Origin of the sequence: Sedimentitalea arenosa (assembly GCF_016428585.1) — a bacterium.
GTDB lineage: Bacteria > Pseudomonadota > Alphaproteobacteria > Rhodobacterales > Rhodobacteraceae > Sedimentitalea > Sedimentitalea arenosa.
The window spans coordinates 65,139-83,959 of sequence record NZ_JAELVR010000009.1 but is presented as its reverse complement, the minus strand read 5'-3'; the positions used below and the strand labels follow the sequence as shown (position 1 = coordinate 83,959).

Genomic DNA, 18,821 nt, shown 5'->3' with positions numbered 1-18,821 from the left:
ATTGAAACGAAGCGACCCATTTCAGCTCTGGCGTCTCGGCTATGACATGTCGGTCATGTTGGCCGAGGCGCAGATGGTCATCTGGATGCGTACACTCGGGATGATGGGGGGCTGGTCTGTTCCCGCATCCGAGAATTCGCGCATGGTCTCGGAAAAGGTCGACGCCTGGACCCGTGCCGCAATGGCGGCCGGGACAGCGACAATGGCCGGCAAATCGCCCTTGGCCGTGGCCGCCACCGGTCTCGCGCCAATCAGCAGAAAAACCCGTTCCAACGCACGCCGCCTCGGCAAGCGCGGCCCGCAATTCAGATAGGAGGCCCGACAATGCCCGCAACCATCGCCCGCGCCGACTATGCCGCCATGTTCGGCCCCACCACCGGAGACCGGGTGCGGCTCGCCGATACCGACCTGATCATCGAGGTGGAACGCGACCTCACCACCTATGGTGAGGAGGTGAAGTTCGGCGGCGGCAAGGTGATCCGCGACGGCATGGGCCAGAGCCAGGCCACGCGGGCCGACGGCGCGATGGACACGGTCATCACCAACGCGCTGATCGTGGACCATTCAGGCATCTACAAGGCCGATGTGGGGCTGCGCGACGGGCGGATCGCGAAGATCGGCAAGGCGGGCAACCCGGACACTCAGCCCGGCGTCGATATCGTCATCGGCCCCGGCACCGAGGCGATCGCCGGCGAAGGGCGCATCCTGACGGCCGGGGGGTTTGACAGCCACATCCACTTCATCTGCCCGCAACAGATGGAGGACGCACTGCATTCGGGCGTCACCACCATGCTCGGCGGCGGGACCGGTCCGGCGCATGGCACGCTGGCCACCACCTGCACGCCGGGGCCGTGGCACATCGGGCGGATGCTGCAATCACTTGACGCGTTTCCGATGAACATCGGTCTCGCGGGCAAGGGCAACGCCAGCCAGCCCGGCGCACTGGTCGAGATGGTCCGCGGCGGTGCCTGCGCGCTGAAGCTGCACGAAGACTGGGGCACCACTCCTGCTGCCATCGACTGCTGCCTGTCGGTGGCCGACGACATGGACGTGCAGGTGATGATCCACACCGACACGCTGAACGAAAGCGGCTTCGTCGAGAACACCGTCGCCGCCATGAAAGGGCGCACGATCCATGCCTTCCACACCGAGGGCGCGGGCGGGGGCCATGCTCCGGATATCATCCGCATCTGCGGCGAGGAGCACGTGCTGCCCTCCTCCACCAACCCGACCCGGCCGTTCACGGTGAACACGATCGAGGAACATCTCGACATGCTGATGGTGTGCCATCACCTCGACAAGTCGATTCCCGAGGACGTCGCCTTTGCCGAAAGCCGGATCCGGCGCGAGACCATCGCCGCCGAGGACATCCTGCACGACATGGGTGCGTTCTCGATCATCGCGTCCGACAGCCAGGCGATGGGCCGTGTGGGCGAGGTTCTGATCCGCACCTGGCAGACGGCGGACAAGATGAGGAAGCAACGCGGGCGACTGGCCGAGGAAACCGGCGAGAACGACAATTTCCGCGTTCGCCGTTACATCGCGAAGTACACGATCAACCCAGCCATCGCGCATGGCATGAGCCACGAGATCGGCAGCATCGAGATCGGCAAGCGCGCCGATCTGGTGCTGTGGAACCCCGCGTTTTTCGGCGTGAAGCCCGAGATGGTGCTGCTGGGCGGCAGCATCGCGATGGCACAGATGGGAGATCCCAACGCATCGATCCCGACGCCGCAGCCGGTCTATTCACGGCCGATGTTCGCGGCCTACGGCCGCTCGGTCGAACGATCGGCCGTCACCTTCGTGTCCGAGGCGGCGCAAGCCGATGGCATCGGCGCAGCACTGGGAATGGCCAAGGAAACCGTCGCCGTCCGCAAAACGCGCCGGATCGGCAAGCGCGACCTGGTGCTGAATACGGCCACGCCCAGGATCGAGGTGCATCCCGAAACCTACGAAGTGCGCGCCGATGGCGAGCTTCTTACCTGCCAGCCGGCGGAAAGCCTGCCTATGGCGCAACGCTATTTCCTGTTTTGAGAGAACGGCTTATGATGTATTTTCATCCAGGTTTGCACCAGACGCACAGCGGATATTCTGCAGATGCACTGGTTCATGCTGCACATGCAGCATACTTTTGGGGAGACAAATTCCACCCCCAAAGAGGCAAGTATTCCCATGGCACATTCATCCACACATCACGACGCGTCCCTTTCGCTGAGCGGCGCCTTTCATCGGTTCTCTTCGGCTCTCGGCAACATTTTCCTTGCATGGGCAGAGTCGGATTCGCGGCTGCGCCAGATGGAGGCGCTGAACGCGCTGAGCGATGCCGAACTGGCCGAGCGTGGCCTGCGCCGCGACGAGATCGCACGCTTCGTGTTCAAGGACGTATTCTGGGGCTGATCTCTGCAGGGGGGCGTTCATGACCGCCCCGGCGCTGACCGCCCGGCACTACCACGACCACCCGCACAAGCCGGAGCCGGTCGGAAAGGTGCAGCTGGATTACGAGTCGCGCTTCCTGCGCCGCAAGGTGCTGGAGCTGGACGGAGGCAGGTCGCTGCTGGTTGATCTGCCCAAGACGACCTCGCTGGATCACGGCGGGGTGCTGGTGTTGGAGGATGGCGGAGAGATCCGCATTCTCGCAGCGGCCGAACCCCTGCTCGAGATCACCGGCGACGACCTGACCCGCATCGCCTGGCATGTGGGCAACCGCCACACCCCCTGCCAGATCGAAGCCGACCGTTTGCTGATCCAGCCGGATCACGTGATCCGCGACATGCTCGGCAGGATCGGCGCGACAGTGCACGAAGTGGTCGAACCCTTCACGCCAGAAGGAGGTGCGTATGGGCACGGGCGCACCCATTCCCATGCGCACTGACCCGAACGCCCTGTTGACCCTGTCGCAGTGGCTGTCCCCCGCCTACCCCGTCGGCGCGTTCAGCTATTCGCATGGCCTCGAATGGGCGGTCGCGCAGGGCGACGTGCACGACCGGGCGAGCTTTTCCCGGTGGCTGCGCGATATCCTGGAGTACGGCGCGGGGCGTAGCGATGCGATCCTGCTGGCCGACGCCTACCGCGCCGACGATGCGGCAGAGACCGACGCCCTTGCCCGCGCGCTGGCCCCGTCACGCGAACGCCTGGCGGAAACCGTCAACCAGGGCGCGGCCTTCGCGCGCGCGACCGCGCCGATCTGGGAGACGCCGTTCGAAGACCTTTGCTATCCGGTCGCGGTAGGCGTCGCCGCAAAGTTCTGCGGGCTGCCCCTGCGCGATACGCTGGCGCTGTTCCTGTATGCCTTCGCCGGCAATCTCAGCTCTGCGGCAATGCGGCTGGTGCCGTTGGGGCAGAGCGACGGGCAGGCCGTTCTCGCCGAGTGCGCGCCGCTATGCCTGTCACTGGCCGAAGCGGCGATGGAAGCGTCACCGGACGATATCGGCAGTTGCGTCCTCGCCGCCGATATCGGCGCGATGAAACACGAAACTCAGGCAACGAGGCTTTTCCAGTCATGACATCTCCGAACGGACCCCTGCGCATCGGCATCGGCGGACCGGTGGGCGCGGGCAAGACCACGCTGACCGCCGCCCTGTGCCGGGCACTGCGCGACGACCTGTCGGTCGCGGCGATCACCAACGACATCTACACCCAGGAGGACGCCGAGGCCCTCATGCGGATGCAGGCGCTGCCGCTGGACCGGATCCGCGGCGTGGAAACCGGCGGCTGCCCGCATACGGCGATCCGCGAGGATGCCTCGATCAACCTGGCTGCGGTGGCCGAACTGTGCGCGAAATTTCCCGATCTCGACGTTGTCCTGATCGAATCCGGTGGCGACAACCTGTCGGCCACCTTCAGCCCGGAACTGGCCGACATCACGCTCTACGTCATCGACGTGGCAGCGGGCGAGGAAATCCCTCGCAAGGGCGGCCCGGCGATCACCAGGTCGGACCTGCTGATCATCAACAAGACGGACCTCGCCCCCCATGTGGGCGCGTCGCTCGAGGTGATGGAGCGGGATGCGACACGGATGCGCGGGTCGCGCCCCTTCGTCTTTGCCAATCTGAAGGCCGGCGGCGGCGTCGCCGAGATCGTCGCCCATATCCGCGCGCTCGGCGGGTTGCCCGAACCCACGGCGCAAGCCGCTGCCGTCTGACCGAAAGGGCGGCGAAAGGTCACGAATATCTGACCTGTCATCCGGGTGGTTCTGCGATAAGGTGCGCGGGTCGCAAAGCTTTGGAAACCATGACATGCGCGCCGTGATCCGCATCCTTGCCCTGTGCTGTGCCTGCCTCTTGCCGGTGGCTGCCCTGTCGGCGACCGACCGGGTGGCCCTGGTTCTGGGCATGGGCGCCTATGAAACCATCGAGCGGCTGGACAACACCCGCAATGACGCCCGTGCCATCGCCGAGACCCTGAAAGGCATCGGGTTCGACGTGACGTTGTCGCTGGACGCGACCGGCGATGAGCTGCGCCAATTGCTCGATGATTTCTCGTTTCGATCCGAGGTCGCGGACCTGGCGCTGATCTATTTCGCCGGCCACGGGGTCGAGGTACAGGGCGAGAATTTCCTGATCCCGGTGGATGCGAGTATCGCGTCGAACCGCGACATCCAGCGGCAATCGATCTCGCTCAAGCAGATGCTCGCCTCGGTCGAGCGGGCGCGCAAGATGCGGATCGTGATCCTGGATTCCTGCCGCGACAATCCCCTGGGCGACGTGATCGACCTGTCGCGCCCGATCGAGGCGGGCGCGCAGTCGACCGATCCGACACGCGGCGGTGGCGGCGGCCTCGCGGCGGCGAAACCCGAGCGCGGCACGCTGGTCGCCTTTGCTGCCAAGGATGGCCAGGTGGCGCTGGACGGTGTCGGCGAGAACAGCCCCTATGCCCGGGCGCTGATCGACAAGATGGTGCAGCCGGGGCTCGAGATCAGCCTGATGTTCCGGCAGGTGCGCGACAAGGTGCTGGACGAGACCAACAACCTGCAGGAGCCACATACCTATGGCTCGCTGACCGGGGTGCCGTTCTACCTTGCCGGGGCCGCCGAGGGCGAGCAGGACATATCCGGCGCATCACAATCGGCCTGGGCGTCGCTTCGTCCGGACCAGGAGGAACAGCTTCTCGCGTTGGCCGATCTGGGCGACACGCGCTCGATGCTGGGGCTGGCCTACATGCGGCTCAACCCCAACGAGGGGCGGTTCGACCCGGTGCAGGCGGTGGCGTTCCTCGAAAAGGCTGCGGCCGCCGGATCGCCCGAGGCGCAGTTCGAGCTGGCCAAGATCTATGAGCGCGGCACCGGCGTCCCGGTCGACGAGGCCCGCGCGCTCGACCTCTACCAGGCTGCGGCGGATCAGGATTTCGCCGACGCGATCAACGATCTGGGCTTTCTGCACTACCAGGGCGGGCTGGGCCTACCTGCAGATCCGCAAAAAGCACTGGCCCTGTTCGAACGCGCCGCCGACCTGCGCCACCCGCAAGCCCTGTTCAACTTCGCCGCCCTGATCGATGACGGACTGATCGAGACCAAGGGACCGGGCGACGCGGCCGACTACCTCTATTCCGCGCTGCGCTCGGGCAGCCGTGACGTGCTCGACCTTCTGGCCAAGCGGCCCAAGATGTTCAGCCCGCAGACTCGCCGAGCCTTGCAGGCACGCCTGAAGGAGTTTGAATTCTACGCCGGCGCGATAGATGGCGAATTCGGCCCCGGAACGCAAAAGGCGATCCGGCTGGCCTATGGGCTGAAGGAATAGCGGCCAACGTCAGAGCAGTCCCTGGTCGAGCCATTCCTCAAGCTTGCTGCGGCTGATCTCGAAGTGCATACTGTCTTCGCGGTTGAACCCGGCGCCCCAGACCCAGCCCTCGGCATGGAAGAAATCGGCCAGGATCGTCAGGCCCAGCTGGGTCTTTCCATCGGTAAAATTGTCGAGATGCCCATCAATGTTCAGATCGACCGCAAGGCCATAACTGTGGGTCGAGAGGCTGGCGACCGTGCCGCGAATGCGGCGCACACAGAGCGACCCGGACGTGTTTATGCGATCATAGAGGTCGGGATCGGCGCTGCGCACGGTCTCGAACACGCGCCGTAGCGAGTCGGCAGCGGGCTGCAGCATGTTCACCCGGATCGGCCCGACATCTTGCAGCACCAGCTTGTTGGACAACTCCGGGTTGGTCATCGGCTGGCAATCGTCGCTGAGCGCGTCGCGCGGACGGCCCAGCCGCTCTTCCAGAAACCGCGGGCCCGCGACCTCGAGCCCACGATTCACATTGCGCCGGTTGGCGATCAGCACGACCTGGGCATAGGCGTCGATGATCTCGTTCGGACCGGTATCACGGAAGACCTCGTCCACATCCGCAGGGTCGGGCGCGCCCAGTTGACCCCGCGTGGTGCCTGCCGAAAGCCGGGTGATCTCGCGCTCAAGCGACTGCATCCGGATCTGCAGGTCCTCGACCTGCTGACGCAGCATTTCGACCTCGATGCGAGCACCTGAGTCCACCGCCGAGCCCTGGAAATCCTCCTCCGACAGAAGGTAGGTCAGCCCGACCCAGATCGCCGGTGCCAGGACCACCGCCACGGCGATGATGATAGCAGGTAGAAACCGCATCGGCCCTCCGTTTCGCTTCCCGTCATTTGAGCCTGCCCGGACGCAGGGAGTAAAGGAATTATTCACACAAACCCACGAAGTGTCAGAACAAATGCCCGTGTGGGTGCGGCGCAAAACCGTTGTGAGACGGGGGCGTGTCGTATAACATGCACCTGTTGTTGATTGAACTCTATGCAAAGGACGCATGATGGTCCGTTTCTCGAAAATCGCCGCCATTTCCCTGATCGCGGGGGTCGCCTTTGCCGCTCCAACCCTGGGTCTGGCGCAATCCACTACCGACATGACCGCCGAAGAGATCGCAGACGCGTTCAAGAAGCAGAAGACGCGCGGCCTGGTGATCGTGCCAACCACGACAGAGGATAGTGCGGCCACCGAGACCGCCGCCGTGACCCCTGCCGCCGCCAAGGAATACTCCGCCGTCGACAAGGCCGATCAGGTCAACATCCAGATCGCCTTCGATTTCGACAGCGCCGCCCTGCGCAACGACCAGAAACCCAAGCTGGCGACGCTTTGCGACGTGATGAAAACCGTGGACGTTTCGGTATTCCAGATCGTCGGACATACCGACAGTTCGGGGTCGGCCGACTATAACGAACGACTCTCGCTGCTGCGCGCGCAGGAGGTCAAGCGTCACTTGGTCAGTGATTGCGGCATCGCCGAAACCCGGCTCGAAGCGATCGGCATGGGCGAGGTCGCGCCCTATGACAGCGCCAATCCACGGGCCGATATCAACCGTCGCGTCGAATTCCAGGCGCTGGGGTAAACACACTGACACGCCGTTGCAAAGCTGACGCAGCGAGGCGCGGGCGATGATCGAATCCCGTCCCAGCGACGCCTTTCAGCCCGGCGACGTGCTGAACAACACCTATCGCATCGAAGCGCTCCTAGGTCGGGGCGGCACCTCGGATGTCTACAGGGCCCGCAGCGAGATTTCGGGCCGTCTGGCGGCTCTGAAAGTGCTGAAATCCGAATTCTCGGGTAACGATGACTACCTCGTGCTGCTGACCCGCGAGGAGGAGATCCGCGAGATCCGCCATGACGCCGTGGTGCGCTATTCCGAGAACCACCGCACCCAGGATGGGCTGGTCTATCTGGTGATGGACTATGTCGAGGGGCCGGGACTCGACAAGAAGCTGGCGCAGGGTCCGATGCCGGCGGATGACCTTCTGATGATCTGCCGCAAGGTAACCGAAGGTCTGCAAGCCGCGCATCGGCGCAAGATCGTGCATCGCGACCTCAGCCCCGACAACATCATCCTGCGGGACGGCGACCCCTCCAAGCCGGTGATCATCGATTTCGGCATCGCCAAGGACACCAATCCCGGTGCCGAGACCATTGTCGGCAACGAATTCGCCGGGAAATACGCCTATGCCGCGCCCGAGCAGTTGAACGGGCAGACCGACGCGCGCTCGGATCTCTATTCGCTGGGCGCGCTGCTCCTCGCCAATTTCCGCGGTGCCAAGCCCGATATCGGCAAGAACCCGATGGAGGTGGTGCGCAAGAAAGGCGAACCACTCGACACAGAGGGCGTGCCCGAACCGCTGAAAACGCTGATCGACCGGATGACCGCGCCCGTGCCCGACGACCGGTTCCAGACCGCGGGCGAGGTGCTGGACTTCCTGCGCGAGCAGGGTGTAGCGGCCGAGGGCGACGCCACCGTGATCGTGCCCCCGCCGAAACGTGCAACACCCGCGCCAACACTTGCGGCCGATTCGCCGCAGGCCGCGCCGCCGCCCCCAGCGCCCGAGCCGCGCCGCGCGCGAGGTGGCTTGATCGCCGCTCTGTCCGCGCTGGCGCTTCTGCTCGGTGTGCTCGGCGCTTACATGGGCGGTGCTTTGGATGGCCTGATGGCTCCGGCCTACCCCGTGTCCGACCCGTTCACGCTGGACGTCGCCAAGCCGCTCGACGGGACCCCCAGCGCGATGGGCAACGTGCCCTCGGACAGCACGCGCGCGGCGCTCACCAGCCTGATGAGCCGTCACCAGGGCAGCGCCGATCTGACCCTGGCCAGTGGCGACGTGGCCGATAGCTGGGGCACGGATGTGTTGGAAACCTTGAACCGGCTGGAACCGCTCGACCAGTGGCACCTGAAGATGACCGGCAACAAGGCCAGCGTGAGCGGCATGACGCGTGATGCCGATTTGCAGGATCGCCTGTCGGACCTGTTTCTGGCCGGATTTCCCGGGGCGCTCAGCGGCGAGGCCGATATCCGGCACGAACCCGTCTTCCTGCAAACTGCCGAAGTTGCCCGCCTTCTGGACGAGATGGCCGATTGCGGTCCGCTCGCCCTGCCCGGCGCCTCGCCGGTCGGGTTCGGCCCAGACAGCGATATCGTGGTCACCGGACGGGTCGCCGACACGGTGACGCGGGTGCAACTGTTCGACGCGCTGCGCGCTGTGGCCGGAGAGCGGAACGTGGTGCTTGATGTCGAAGTCCTGAACCCGACGCTCTGCCTGATCGAAACCCACCTGCCCGACGCCCCACCCGGCGGGATCGTTGTCGAGTACACGGTCGGGGACCGCAACGAACCCAATCCGTCAGGGCGTTTCTTCGTCGGCGAGAACCCGGTGATCGACGTGGTCCTGCCCGCGGACGTGACAGAGGGTTACCTGACCGTGTCGATCCTCGACGTATCAGGCAATGTCTTTCACCTGCTGCCCAACCTCAATCGCCAGGACAACGCGATCGCCGACCTGCGCGCAGGCCGGGACGGAGAGGTGCGGGTGCGCGTCGCCTATCCGCTGTCCGAGGCCGCCGAGAACGGTCGTCTCGCCTTCCGCGTCGATGACAGCGCCCTCGGCAAGAGCAAGGTGGTCGTCCTGCATTCCGTCGCACCGCTCTTCGACGGGCTGCGCCCCACCTCCGAATCCGCGCTCGGCTATGCCGAGGCGCTTCAGGAAGACATGGAGACCGACCGCGACAGCATCCTGTCGCTCGACAGCCGCCTGCTCGTTACCGCCGCGAACTGAACCCCTACGTCAGGCGTCCTTGGCTATCGAAAGCTCTGGGAAGTCGTGCGTCTATGAGACGGGCGGCGCAATCCCTAACGTCTCAGGGCACGTCCAGCACGATCACCGTGATGTTGTCGGCCCCGCCACCTTCAAGAGCGATCTGGATCAGTTGATCCGATATCGTTTCGATCGGAAAGCGCGCCAACGCATCGCGCAGCATCCGGAAGGTTGCGTATTTGGTCAGCCCATCCGAGCAGATCAGGAACCTGTCGCCCGGCTGCACCTCGCCGCGGACCTTGTCGAGTCCAAGGTCTTCGCCGACACCGACCGCACGGGTGATCGCGTTGGATTGCGGATGGCGTTCTGCCTCGTCCCAGGTCATCTGCCCTGCCAGCACCAGGTCGGCCACGGCGGAATGATCGGTCGTCAGCATCTCGATCTCGCCGTCGCGCAAGCGATAGATCCGGCTGTCCCCGGCCCAGAGCCCGACGAAATGGCCATTGGCCAGCATCAGTGCCGCCACGGTCGCCCCGATGAGCCCACGTCCGCGGCTGTCAGCCTCTTCGCGGATGGTCGTATGCGCCGTCAGGATCGCCTCGCGCAGCGCGTGCATCCGTTCTGTTGGCGGCAGGCTCCGTGGCACCATCGCGACCCGATCCGCGATGAGTCGGCTGGCGAAATCGCCGGCATCATGGCCGCCCATGCCGTCCGAGACCATCCAGATATGCTGGTCGGGCAGAGCCAGCACGGCGTCCTCGTTGACCTTCCGCTTGAGCCCGACATGTGTCTTGGCGTTGTAACGGATATCGGGCGACGCGTTCATGCCTGGGCACCGGACGGAACTGCGGGGTCTGAAAGGTCAAAAAACCCGCGCGCGTGCCGTGGCGAGGGCAGACCTTCGCAGATTATCAGGTGCTCGCGCCCATCGACATGCGCAGTCCAGAGGCTCGGGCGCGCATAGCGGCTCGACAGAAGCCGTGTTGCCAGAGTGGGCAGCACACCGGTGTCTTCGTCCGCGACCAGATGCAAAGTACCGTCGCCCGTGTCGCGCAATGTCTCGGCAACGGACCCGGGTGCCGGCAGCTCCGCGAGCCGGGTGGTCAGACGGTCGGTCGTCATGTCGTCCTCCAATGCTTCCAGCGCCAGCGTCTCCGCTGCGCCGAAAAGCGTCTCGCGGGAGAAATGCGCCAGCTCATCCGCTCCGGTCACGGGCAAAGGTGTCATCAGGGTCAGGGGGAAGCGCCGCCCGACACGATCGACCGAGGGCATCAGGACACCCATGACCGGCTGCGGACCCGCCAAGCCGGCCGCCAGGCTGAACCGCCAGATCGGCGCCGACATGTAATGCGCGTCCCATCCCGCGCCCAAAGCCTCACTGACCGCAATCATCGTGCCTTGCAGCCAGTCGTCCCACGCGCGCACGAAACCGGACGGCGCGTTCAGGCGGAAAAAATCCCCGACCGCGGGCATCTTGCCGAAGGCGCCGAAGCCCATCACCGTCACATCGACTTGGGGCAGCTGAACTTGCTCAGCGCCGGCAGGGCAAAGGGGTTGATGACCGAACCGCTCTGCAGTTGAAAGATCGCGATCCGCCCACCCACGTTGAAGATCACGCGCTTGCGGTCGGACACGTTGGTGCGGCGCACCTCGGCCGCGTCCAGCAGGCGATACCAGCCCCATGGGCCATCCCGTGACAGGGTGCTTTCGATGCTCTTGCGATCCGGCTGGAACATGATCCGCGCCAGCCCGACGGAACCGGGCCATGTCACCGCCACCGGGCTGGGCTGGCCGCTGCGATGTTCAAACCCGATCTGCTGGCCGTCGATCTCCAGCATCACCGATTTCGCCTTGGGATCGAGCGCCTCTGGCGTGATCTGGAATTGCACCGCCGGTGTCGGACCGGCGGCGAAGAAGCCGTCGCGGATTTCTGCGGCATACTGCATTTGTTCAAGCACGGCCTGCGAGATGCCGAGATCGACATCGTTGACCCGTTTCCAGGTCCATGGACGCGACCGGGTGTCGACGTATTTCAGCAGGTTGTCGGTGAAGAAGGCGTCGATCAGCCCCCCCGGCGCAAAGAGCCGGGCGAAGTCCTGCATCGCGACATCCGCGCGCGAGCGGCGGTTGAACGGGTAGCGGTCACTCAGCGCCTGTTCGCAAAAGGGTAGCACGTTGGCCTGCCAGGCGGCGTTGATCGAGGCGCGCGTGCCATCCGCCGTGATCCCCGAGGAGCCGGTACTTATCTGCGAGGCCCAGCGTTGGATCGGGCCGTCGATCCGGCTGGCGGCCTGCTGGAACTGCAGGATCGCCGCGCCGCCCTCGGCGCTGTTGCCGACTCCGCTGAAGGACATCTTGTTGAGCTCCTGGTATACCTCGGTCAGGGCACCCATCAACTGGTCGAGCTGCGAGGGCTGTCCCTCGGGCCTCTCGACTAGTCGATGCAGCCAGGCAAAGCGTTCCTCGACATAGGCCCCCGGCGGGCGCGGCGGTTCGCCCGTATTGTTGGCGGCGGCACTGGTCAGGGCCTGCAGGAGGATCTGGGATTGCACCGACAGGTTCGAGCGGGTCTCGATCGAGGCGATGGAACTGGCCCCTTCCGACAGCGAACTGGTGTCGATCACCGAGCGATCCTCGGTCAGGCGGGTCTCGCGCGAGATCTCGGTCAGGATGTTGACGATGGGCGAGGTTGGACCCGACAGAACGTTGGTGACCTCGACCGCGTGCGAAAGGCTTTCCATCGGGATGATGTCGATATCGCCGAGGATCGCATCGTAGCGCGCGATATAGTCGTTGTAGTAAAGGTCGAGCACGTCCCGGCTGAGCGCGAGCAACGCGGCGTCGGTCTGTTCGGCCTCGCCGCGGGCACCCAGAACCCAGCTTTCGGCGGCCACACGCTGCGCCACGCCGACGGCCTCGGGCAGGAAGACGTTGTTGAAGCCGTCATAGGTAAAGATGCCCTCGACCCCGTCATTGAGCGGTTTGCCCGAGGAGCGCACCAACACGCGCTGAACAGCCGGTCCGCCGGCATCGGTGATGCGCCATTTCGGCAAGGCCACGGCCTGCGGGCTGTTGATGATGCCGTTGTACACGCGCTGCGCCAAAGGCATTTCCGACAAAAGGCCCTGCACCTGTTCGACCAGCGGGCCGTTCAGCGCGATGGCCTCCATCGGTTGCGACAGCAGCGCGTCGAGGTGATCGGAGAGGTCGGTGCGCAGCGGCTCGCGCGCCGGACCGGCATAGGCCAGGGACCAGTCGATCTGCATCCATTCCTTCACGAGATCAGCATTCATCGGTCCTTGCAGCCCCAGCATCAGGTAGATCTTGAGCGCCTCGTAGAGCAGGTCGGGATTGTTCATGTTGGCCGACATCTGCTCCTCCAGCCGAAGCAGCAGGCGAGGCAGGAAACGTTGATTCAGCGCAGCGCGGTAGGTCTGCGCGGCCTGGGTGCCGATGACCTCGCCCTGGTAGAGCCCGTAGGTCAGGTGGCGTTCGGGCTCGGGATCGGACAGCACGGGGTTACCCGGCATGTCGCGCAGGATGTTCAGGGCATCGACCACCGGCGGCAGGTCGGTATCACCCACGGGACTGGGTGGCAGAATGGCGGCGGCGTCCTGGTAAGCGGACACATGCGCGCCGGCATCGGCGATCAGCGCCGCGTTGCCCATGTAGCTGCGCACCCAGAGTGCGCCCGTCGTCAATGCGATCAGGACGGTCGCGGCGATGGCGGCACGGCGTGCCCACTTGTAGCGGCGTTCGACCTTGTCATCGGCCGAGACAAGCCCGGCCTCGGGAAACACCACCTGTTCGAACAGGCGGGTCAGGAAATACGAACGCCCGCTGCCCTGCCCGGACCCGATGGCCTGGCGCCCGATGCCGAAGGTCTGCGCCATGCTCAGCATCAACCGGTCGATCGGCGTGCCTTCCTGCGTGCCCGAGGTGAAATAGACCCCGCGCAACATGTGGCGCTTCTCGAACCGGTTGTCCTGGAAGATCTCGTTCAGGAAGCTGCGTGCCACCCCGCGCATCGAAGCAACCTGGCTCGGGAAACCCGCGATCAGCGCGCGGCGCTGGTGGTCGGTTTCCGTTTGCATGCGTTCCAGCGACTGCGCGTTGAGCTGACCCAGCAGCAGAGCGAACTCGGCGTCAAACCCCTCGATGGGCGAAGCCTCGGCCTTGCTCTGATCCAGTGGCATTGTGAAACCCCAGACCTGTTCGCGCTCTTCCTTGCCAAGATTGTCGTAGAACTCGCTGAAACCCGCGATCAGGTCAGCCTTGGTGAACAGCACGTAGACCGGGAAGCGGACGCCCAGCGTCTCACGCAGTTCGTTCAGACGTCGTCTGACCGCCTGGGCATGGCTCTTTTGGGTCATCTCGTCCTGCAGCGACAGGTCGCTGAGGCTGATTGCGATCATCGCGCCATTGATCGGCTGGCGCTTGCGGTATTTCTTGAGCAGCCCGAGAAAGCCCAGCCAGGCGGCATTGTCAGCGGCGGCATCACTCTCCTGCGTTGTATAGCGGCCCGCGGTGTCGATCAGCACCGCCTGGTTGGTAAACCACCAGTCGCAATTGCGCGTGCCGCCGATGCCACCCACGGCAGCTTTGCCGGTGCTATCGGCCAACGGGAATTGCAGGCCGGAATTGACGATGGCTGTGGTCTTGCCGGCTCCCGGCGGGCCGATGATCACGTACCAGGGCAATTCGCGCAGGTTGCGGCGGCCATTCTTTGACTTGCGCAACTCGGCGATCGCCTTCTTGAACTTGGCGCGCAACTCGCCCAGTTCCTCGTTCGTCACGTCGTCGGCATCCGTATCGACGGACTCGACGATTTCATCCGCCATCTCGCGGGACTGGCGTCGACGGCGCCAGAAGATGAATCCCATGAGCGCGAGGAAGAACAACCAGACCCCTGCAATGGTCAGAACCCGGCTCAGAATGGTGTCGAAAGGTCGCCAGGTCTCTCCCCCGATGAAGGGCGCAAAGTACCAGATGCAGAGCGACAAGGTGATGGCGGCAATCGTCAACACCGAATAGATCGTGCCGAAAAGCAGCTTGAGCGTGCGCCCGATCATGTTCCGTCCTCCCGGACCAGCAGGACCTCGATGCGCCTGTTGGCAGCGCGACCCTCGCGCGTGGCGTTGTCGGCGATGGGCTCCTTGTCGGCGCGTCCTTCGGCCGAAAGACGCGAGGGATCGTCGAGCGCCTCCGACATCTTCTCCATCACGGATTTCGCCCGCGCGAGCGACAGCGCCATATTGGACGGAAAGCGCGAAGACCGGATCGGCACGTTGTCGGAATGCCCGGCGATGATGACCGGGCCGGGTTCGTCGTTGAGCGCGCGGGCGACCCGGTCGACCGGGGCACGGAACGGCGCGCTGAGCTGATCGGAGCCCGACCCGAACATGCCCGACCCCTTGATCCGCACGATCAATGTATTGCCCTTCTGGAACACCTCGACGATGCCGTCGTCGATTTCCGGCTGCAGGAAGCCTTCGACTTTCCGAAGCTGCTCTTCCGCCGTGGGCGCGGGCGGTGCTGGCGGCGGCGGCGGCGCGCGGCGTTGCAACTCGGCCACCGGGCCGCTGTCGATCACCGAAAGCTGTCCGACGACCCGCTCGGTCGAGGTAGAGAGCGCCCAGGACAGGCCGACGAATTGCAGGGCCAGCAAACCGGCGGTGACGCCGACCGCGATCCAGACCATGCGCCAGAGAGACAACGGGCGGAACGGTTTCTGCACGCCTTCCCAATGGGGCGACAGGTCGCGCTCCACGGGGCCGCGTTGCGCCCGGATGATCCGCGCCAGCGACTCGCGGATACGCAGGTGTTTCTCACTTCCGCCCTGTTCGACGCGCAGGCGTCCCTCGAAGCCCAGCGACATGCACATGTAGAGGAATTCCAGCATGTCGATATTGGTCGAGGGCTCTTTCTCGAGCCGCGCCAGCAGGTCATAGAACCGGTCACCACCCACGGTTTCACGGTGGAACGTGCCGACCATGGATTGCAGGCCCCAGCTCGATTGCCCACCCCATGGGGTGTTCAGCACCACGTCATCCAGCGTCGCACACAGCGCATAGCGCGCGACCTTGACGGTCTGCGCCGGGATGCCGGCCTGCAGCGCGCGGTTCTCAAAGGCGCGCACCTCGGCCACGACGCTCTGGCGCAGCTTGTCCGGGTCCATGTGCTGGGCGCGGTTGCGGATGCGACTGATCAGGGAGAAGAGCGTGCTGGCGCAGGCGACAAGCTGGTTCATTCCCGTCAGCGCCACGGTTGCCTCGGCCGTGCGGGGCGCCGCGGGACTGGCAGGAGGCGCCGAGACGGGCACCCCGATCGCGTCCACGGGGGCGGTCTGTGGCTCTGGCGCGGCAGTCGGTGCAGGGGCGGGCGCTGCGGGCGCGGGCGTCCGCCGACCGCCCGGATTGGGGCGGATCACCGTCTTGTCGGTGTCGTCAGGTTCCGCGAACGGGTCTTCGTCAGACATCTCTCATCCCAATCCTGCGCCCGCGCCTCAATTGTTGCGGATCGCCCAAAGCTCCATCTTGAGGCCTGGATACTGGCCGGACACATGCACGGCGATGCCGCCCGACGTCGTCATCTTGCCCCAATAGGGGCTGGCCGAGTCCAGTTCGAAGTAGACCACCCCGGCATGATAGGGGATCTGGCGCGGTGCCACCGGCATCGGACGCAGGGTGATCCCGGGCAAGGCCGAGTTGACGAGTTGGCGGATCTCCTCGACCGGACCGATCTTGGCCTGGCCTGCAAAATGGCGACGCACGTCCTCGGCAGGGGTGTCGGCATCCACGGCGAGCACGAAACCCGCATTGCCCAGCAGCTTGCGATCCGCGATCACGCCGACGCTTATGCCGTACTTTCGTTCTTCCAGCTTGATCGGAATGGCGGTCTGCTCCAGCACCGAGCTGAGATACTGCCGCAGGTTGCGGATCACCGGAGCGAAGCTGCGGGTCAGGTCGTCATGCTTGTAGGGCGGAAACTCGGGCGCGGTCTTCTCGGAGGTCATGAAGACGGAGAGTTCGCCGGCGAGACCGACACAGGTGCGGTAGAAATCCTCGGGATGCAGGTTCTCGATCTGCGCCATGTGACGCACGATCGGCAGCATTCGGTTGATCACCGTCAGAAGCAGGAAATCGGACACCTCGGCCACGCCCCGCGCGCCCGCGCCTTCCGACAGCCGACCGGCCAGCGCCTGCATCCGGTGCGAGAGCAGACCCTCGAGTTCACGCACGAAGCCTTCGAGCGGTTGCGCGGCCCGCACGTCGACACAGCTTGGAATGAAAGCCTGGTCGAGCACGATCTCCTTGTCCGGTCGCACCTCGATGATGCGGGCCACCGGGATCGCGAGCCGGTCGGCCATGTCGTCGACCGCCAGCGCAAACTGCAGCCTGAGCTTGCCGACGCCCAGCATCGCCGGCTTCTTGTGCTGGCCCATCGTGTCGGTCACCTCGACCTCGGCGGGACGCAGACGGCTGGCCGAAAGCTCGGCACCGGAAAGGTCGACCTCGACCGCGCCCTCGCGTCGCTGCGGCACCGTCAAGTAGACGACGCAATCCTTGATCGTCTCAGGCACCTCGAGCGCGGGCGGGTGATCCTCGGCGGCGGGCATGCGGAACACGGTTCCGTCCTGGGTCAGCCCGGCGCAGGATTTCAGCGCGAATTGCCCGACCTTGAGCGCCTCGACGTCGATATCGAGCGCGCTGACCCCCCAGGCATAGGGGCGCACGCGCCGCGCCAGCCCGGTGACGAGCGCCTCGGTATATCTGTCTGCCTGCTGGAAGTGGTGGGGTTGCAGGAACAATCCCTCCGTCCAAAGCACCTTGCTGTCCCAGGACAATGACGTCTCCCCTTCAGTCTGACCGGTCTTTCAGCTTGTCCAGCTGTGTCTTGTAGGCGCGCGCGAATTCACGGCTGAACAGGTCGTGAAAGTCGTTTTCTGCCTGGTCGGATATGTCAGCATAGAGTTTCTCGTAGACTTCCCAATAGCGCGCCTTCTTGCCCTTGAGCAGGCTGCCGATGCCACCGCGCTGTTCGATCTGGCCCGCCAGTACCTCGGGGTCGAGCCGCGCAAGCACGCCCCGCAGCGCGGCCTCCATGCCAGTCACCATCGCAACCTCATGCGCCTTGATGTCGTCAAGCGCCTGTTCGGCGGCGGTTTCTGCGCTCAGGTAGCCGCGCGCGCCGGGCTTCACCATCGCCTCGATCGCCTGGTCGGGACTGATCGAGAATTTCAGCGGGTTGTTGCCGCCGGCGCTGATCATCGTCTGCTCGATGCGGAACTCTCCCTTGATCGATGTGCGGGTCATCAGGATTTCGCGCAGTCCGGTGACAAGCGTCTTCATCACGCGCCCCATGCGCGCCATCGTGACGACCAGGTCCTCATCCCTGACCGGCACCTCCTCGGCCCCCACGGCGGCAAGAAAGGCGCGGGCAGCGTCGTCCTGCGCCGGTCCGGGTTCGGTTTCTTGCACTTGCGCCTGAGGTCGAGGCTGCGGGGGCGGCTCCTCGATCGGTTCCGGCGCCTGTGGGAGCGACTCGGCGACAGCGGGCTTGTCGGCCGGGGCCGGGTCAGGCGCAAGCAGGTCGTCCCAATCCTCGGGGATCAGGCTCGCGCCGCCGCGCGATTGCTGCGGACGAAAACTGTCCTGAGCCGAAGGGTTGTGCGATGGTTGGCTCGGGCCCTCGCCGCCGCGCCCGTCGTCGGGATCGCGGAAGAAAGCATCGTCTTCGCCATCATCGCCCAGCGGAGGCAACAGTTCGTCGATCGGATCGGTCGGGTTAAGCTGGGACGGACCGGTCGGGCCGGACGGCTCGCCCAGAAGATCATCGAGGAAATCGCCATCAGGGTCGCTGGCGTTCAGCAGGTCGAGCGGATCAGGCGCCTTGCCCGCATCGCCGTGGGATGCCCCCAGTTGCGCCGCGGGCGCGATTAAGCCGCTGCCATCCTCGGGAAGGTCGGCGGCGACCTCGACCACCAGTTCGTAGGAGCCGAGCGACAGCACATCGCCGTTGTTCAGCGGCGTCGGCACCTTGCCGATCGGGATCTTGCTGTAATTCAGGAAGGTGCCGTTGGTCGACAGGTCGACGATCACCACGTTGCCGTTGTGATCCTCCAGCACGCAATGGCTCTTGGAAAGCAGCCTGTCGGGGTCGGGCAGTACGAGATCGTTGGCCGGTCCACGCCCGACGGTCAGGCTGCCACCCTGCATTCGCACCGGTCGCGCGTTTCCGGGTACCGTTCCGGAGGACTGGAATTTGAGCGTTACCGCCATCCGGC

At 65.1% G+C, this 18,821-nt stretch carries 16 protein-coding genes; 9 read left to right on the top strand and 7 right to left on the bottom strand.

Annotated features, from left to right (window positions below):
- The first annotated feature begins 1 nt into the window (after nt 1).
- The 7 genes from JF290_RS13590 (at nt 2) to JF290_RS13560 (ending at nt 5,735) form a co-directional block, all read left to right on the top strand.
- Entirely contained in the window at nt 2-313 is a 312-nt protein-coding gene (locus JF290_RS13590) for an antifreeze protein (protein ID WP_233155372.1), read from the top strand.
- Nucleotides 314-324: 11 nt separating this feature from the next.
- Complete coding sequence (gene ureC / locus JF290_RS13585) at nt 325-2,034, top strand: urease subunit alpha (RefSeq protein ID WP_199025435.1); 1,710 nt, start codon at nt 325-327, stop codon at nt 2,032-2,034.
- 138 nt (nt 2,035-2,172) lie between these two features.
- Nucleotides 2,173-2,397 carry a DUF1127 domain-containing protein gene (locus JF290_RS13580; protein ID WP_199025434.1) on the top strand — a complete coding sequence of 75 codons (225 nt, stop codon included), beginning with the start codon at nt 2,173-2,175 and terminating at the stop codon, nt 2,395-2,397.
- A gap of 19 nt (nt 2,398-2,416) precedes the next feature.
- Nucleotides 2,417-2,872: an urease accessory protein UreE gene (gene ureE, locus JF290_RS13575; protein ID WP_199025433.1), complete on the top strand. Its 456-nt coding sequence runs from the start codon at nt 2,417-2,419 to the stop codon at nt 2,870-2,872.
- Nucleotides 2,862-3,503 (top strand): urease accessory protein UreF, encoded by a 642-nt coding sequence (locus JF290_RS13570; RefSeq protein WP_199025432.1) that lies wholly within the window; start codon nt 2,862-2,864, stop codon nt 3,501-3,503. Before ureE ends, JF290_RS13570 begins: the two co-directional genes overlap by 11 nt.
- Complete coding sequence (gene ureG / locus JF290_RS13565; protein WP_199025431.1) at nt 3,500-4,141, top strand: urease accessory protein UreG; 642 nt, start codon at nt 3,500-3,502, stop codon at nt 4,139-4,141. Before JF290_RS13570 ends, ureG begins: the two co-directional genes overlap by 4 nt.
- 94 nt (nt 4,142-4,235) lie before the next feature.
- Nucleotides 4,236-5,735, top strand: a complete 1,500-nt coding sequence (locus JF290_RS13560; protein ID WP_199025430.1) for a caspase family protein — start codon at nt 4,236-4,238, stop codon at nt 5,733-5,735.
- A gap of 9 nt (nt 5,736-5,744) precedes the next feature.
- Here JF290_RS13560 and JF290_RS13555 read toward each other — a convergent pair whose 3' ends face one another.
- A complete protein-coding gene (locus JF290_RS13555; RefSeq protein ID WP_199025429.1) occupies nt 5,745-6,587 on the bottom strand; it encodes a M15 family metallopeptidase in 843 nt (280 codons plus the stop codon).
- Nucleotides 6,588-6,774: 187 nt separating this feature from the next.
- On the opposite strand from JF290_RS13555, the gene JF290_RS13550 reads away from it, so the two are divergent.
- Nucleotides 6,775-7,350: an OmpA family protein gene (locus JF290_RS13550; protein WP_199025579.1), complete on the top strand. Its 576-nt coding sequence runs from the start codon at nt 6,775-6,777 to the stop codon at nt 7,348-7,350.
- A 46-nt stretch (nt 7,351-7,396) separates the two neighbouring features.
- Entirely contained in the window at nt 7,397-9,556 is a 2,160-nt protein-coding gene (locus tag JF290_RS13545; RefSeq protein ID WP_199025428.1) for a serine/threonine protein kinase, read from the top strand.
- Nucleotides 9,557-9,638: 82 nt separating this feature from the next.
- Here the strand turns inward: JF290_RS13545 and JF290_RS13540 are convergent, their stop codons facing one another.
- Genes JF290_RS13540 through tagH form a run of 6 tightly spaced genes read right to left on the bottom strand, consistent with a single transcriptional unit; the run spans nt 9,639 to nt 18,816 of the window.
- Nucleotides 9,639-10,361, bottom strand: coding sequence for a PP2C family protein-serine/threonine phosphatase (locus JF290_RS13540; protein ID WP_199025427.1), 723 nt, complete (start codon nt 10,359-10,361; stop codon nt 9,639-9,641).
- Nucleotides 10,358-11,032 carry a type VI secretion system-associated protein TagF gene (tagF, locus tag JF290_RS13535; RefSeq protein WP_233155388.1) on the bottom strand — a complete coding sequence of 225 codons (675 nt, stop codon included), beginning with the start codon at nt 11,030-11,032 and terminating at the stop codon, nt 10,358-10,360. The genes JF290_RS13540 and tagF overlap by 4 nt, the downstream gene beginning before the upstream one ends.
- Nucleotides 11,033-11,037: 5 nt before the next feature.
- On the bottom strand, nt 11,038-14,607 hold the full coding sequence (gene tssM / locus JF290_RS13530; RefSeq protein WP_199025426.1) for a type VI secretion system membrane subunit TssM: 3,570 nt from the start codon (nt 14,605-14,607) through the stop codon (nt 11,038-11,040).
- A complete protein-coding gene (gene icmH / locus JF290_RS13525) occupies nt 14,604-16,013 on the bottom strand; it encodes a type IVB secretion system protein IcmH/DotU (protein ID WP_199025425.1) in 1,410 nt (469 codons plus the stop codon). The genes tssM and icmH overlap by 4 nt, the downstream gene beginning before the upstream one ends.
- Before the next feature lie 27 nt (nt 16,014-16,040).
- Nucleotides 16,041-17,381: a type VI secretion system baseplate subunit TssK gene (gene tssK, locus JF290_RS13520; protein WP_199025424.1), complete on the bottom strand. Its 1,341-nt coding sequence runs from the start codon at nt 17,379-17,381 to the stop codon at nt 16,041-16,043.
- 13 nt (nt 17,382-17,394) lie between these two features.
- Nucleotides 17,395-18,816 (bottom strand): type VI secretion system-associated FHA domain protein TagH, encoded by a 1,422-nt coding sequence (gene tagH / locus JF290_RS13515; protein ID WP_199025423.1) that lies wholly within the window; start codon nt 18,814-18,816, stop codon nt 17,395-17,397.
- Nucleotides 18,817-18,821: the final 5 nt, after the last annotated feature.

Coding starts and splice junctions, on each gene's coding strand:
- ureC (WP_199025435.1), top strand. CDS start 325: ATGCCCGCAACCATCGCCCGCGCCGACTATGCCGCCATGTTCGGCCCC.
- JF290_RS13580 (WP_199025434.1), top strand. CDS start 2,173: ATGGCACATTCATCCACACATCACGACGCGTCCCTTTCGCTGAGCGGC.
- ureE (WP_199025433.1), top strand. CDS start 2,417: ATGACCGCCCCGGCGCTGACCGCCCGGCACTACCACGACCACCCGCAC.
- JF290_RS13570 (WP_199025432.1), top strand. CDS start 2,862: ATGCGCACTGACCCGAACGCCCTGTTGACCCTGTCGCAGTGGCTGTCC.
- ureG (WP_199025431.1), top strand. CDS start 3,500: ATGACATCTCCGAACGGACCCCTGCGCATCGGCATCGGCGGACCGGTG.
- JF290_RS13560 (WP_199025430.1), top strand. CDS start 4,236: ATGCGCGCCGTGATCCGCATCCTTGCCCTGTGCTGTGCCTGCCTCTTG.
- JF290_RS13555 (WP_199025429.1), bottom strand. CDS start 6,587: ATGCGGTTTCTACCTGCTATCATCATCGCCGTGGCGGTGGTCCTGGCA.
- JF290_RS13550 (WP_199025579.1), top strand. CDS start 6,775: ATGGTCCGTTTCTCGAAAATCGCCGCCATTTCCCTGATCGCGGGGGTC.
- JF290_RS13545 (WP_199025428.1), top strand. CDS start 7,397: ATGATCGAATCCCGTCCCAGCGACGCCTTTCAGCCCGGCGACGTGCTG.
- JF290_RS13540 (WP_199025427.1), bottom strand. CDS start 10,361: ATGAACGCGTCGCCCGATATCCGTTACAACGCCAAGACACATGTCGGG.
- tagF (WP_233155388.1), bottom strand. CDS start 11,032: ATGGGCTTCGGCGCCTTCGGCAAGATGCCCGCGGTCGGGGATTTTTTC.
- tssM (WP_199025426.1), bottom strand. CDS start 14,607: ATGATCGGGCGCACGCTCAAGCTGCTTTTCGGCACGATCTATTCGGTG.
- icmH (WP_199025425.1), bottom strand. CDS start 16,013: ATGTCTGACGAAGACCCGTTCGCGGAACCTGACGACACCGACAAGACG.
- tagH (WP_199025423.1), bottom strand. CDS start 18,816: ATGGCGGTAACGCTCAAATTCCAGTCCTCCGGAACGGTACCCGGAAAC.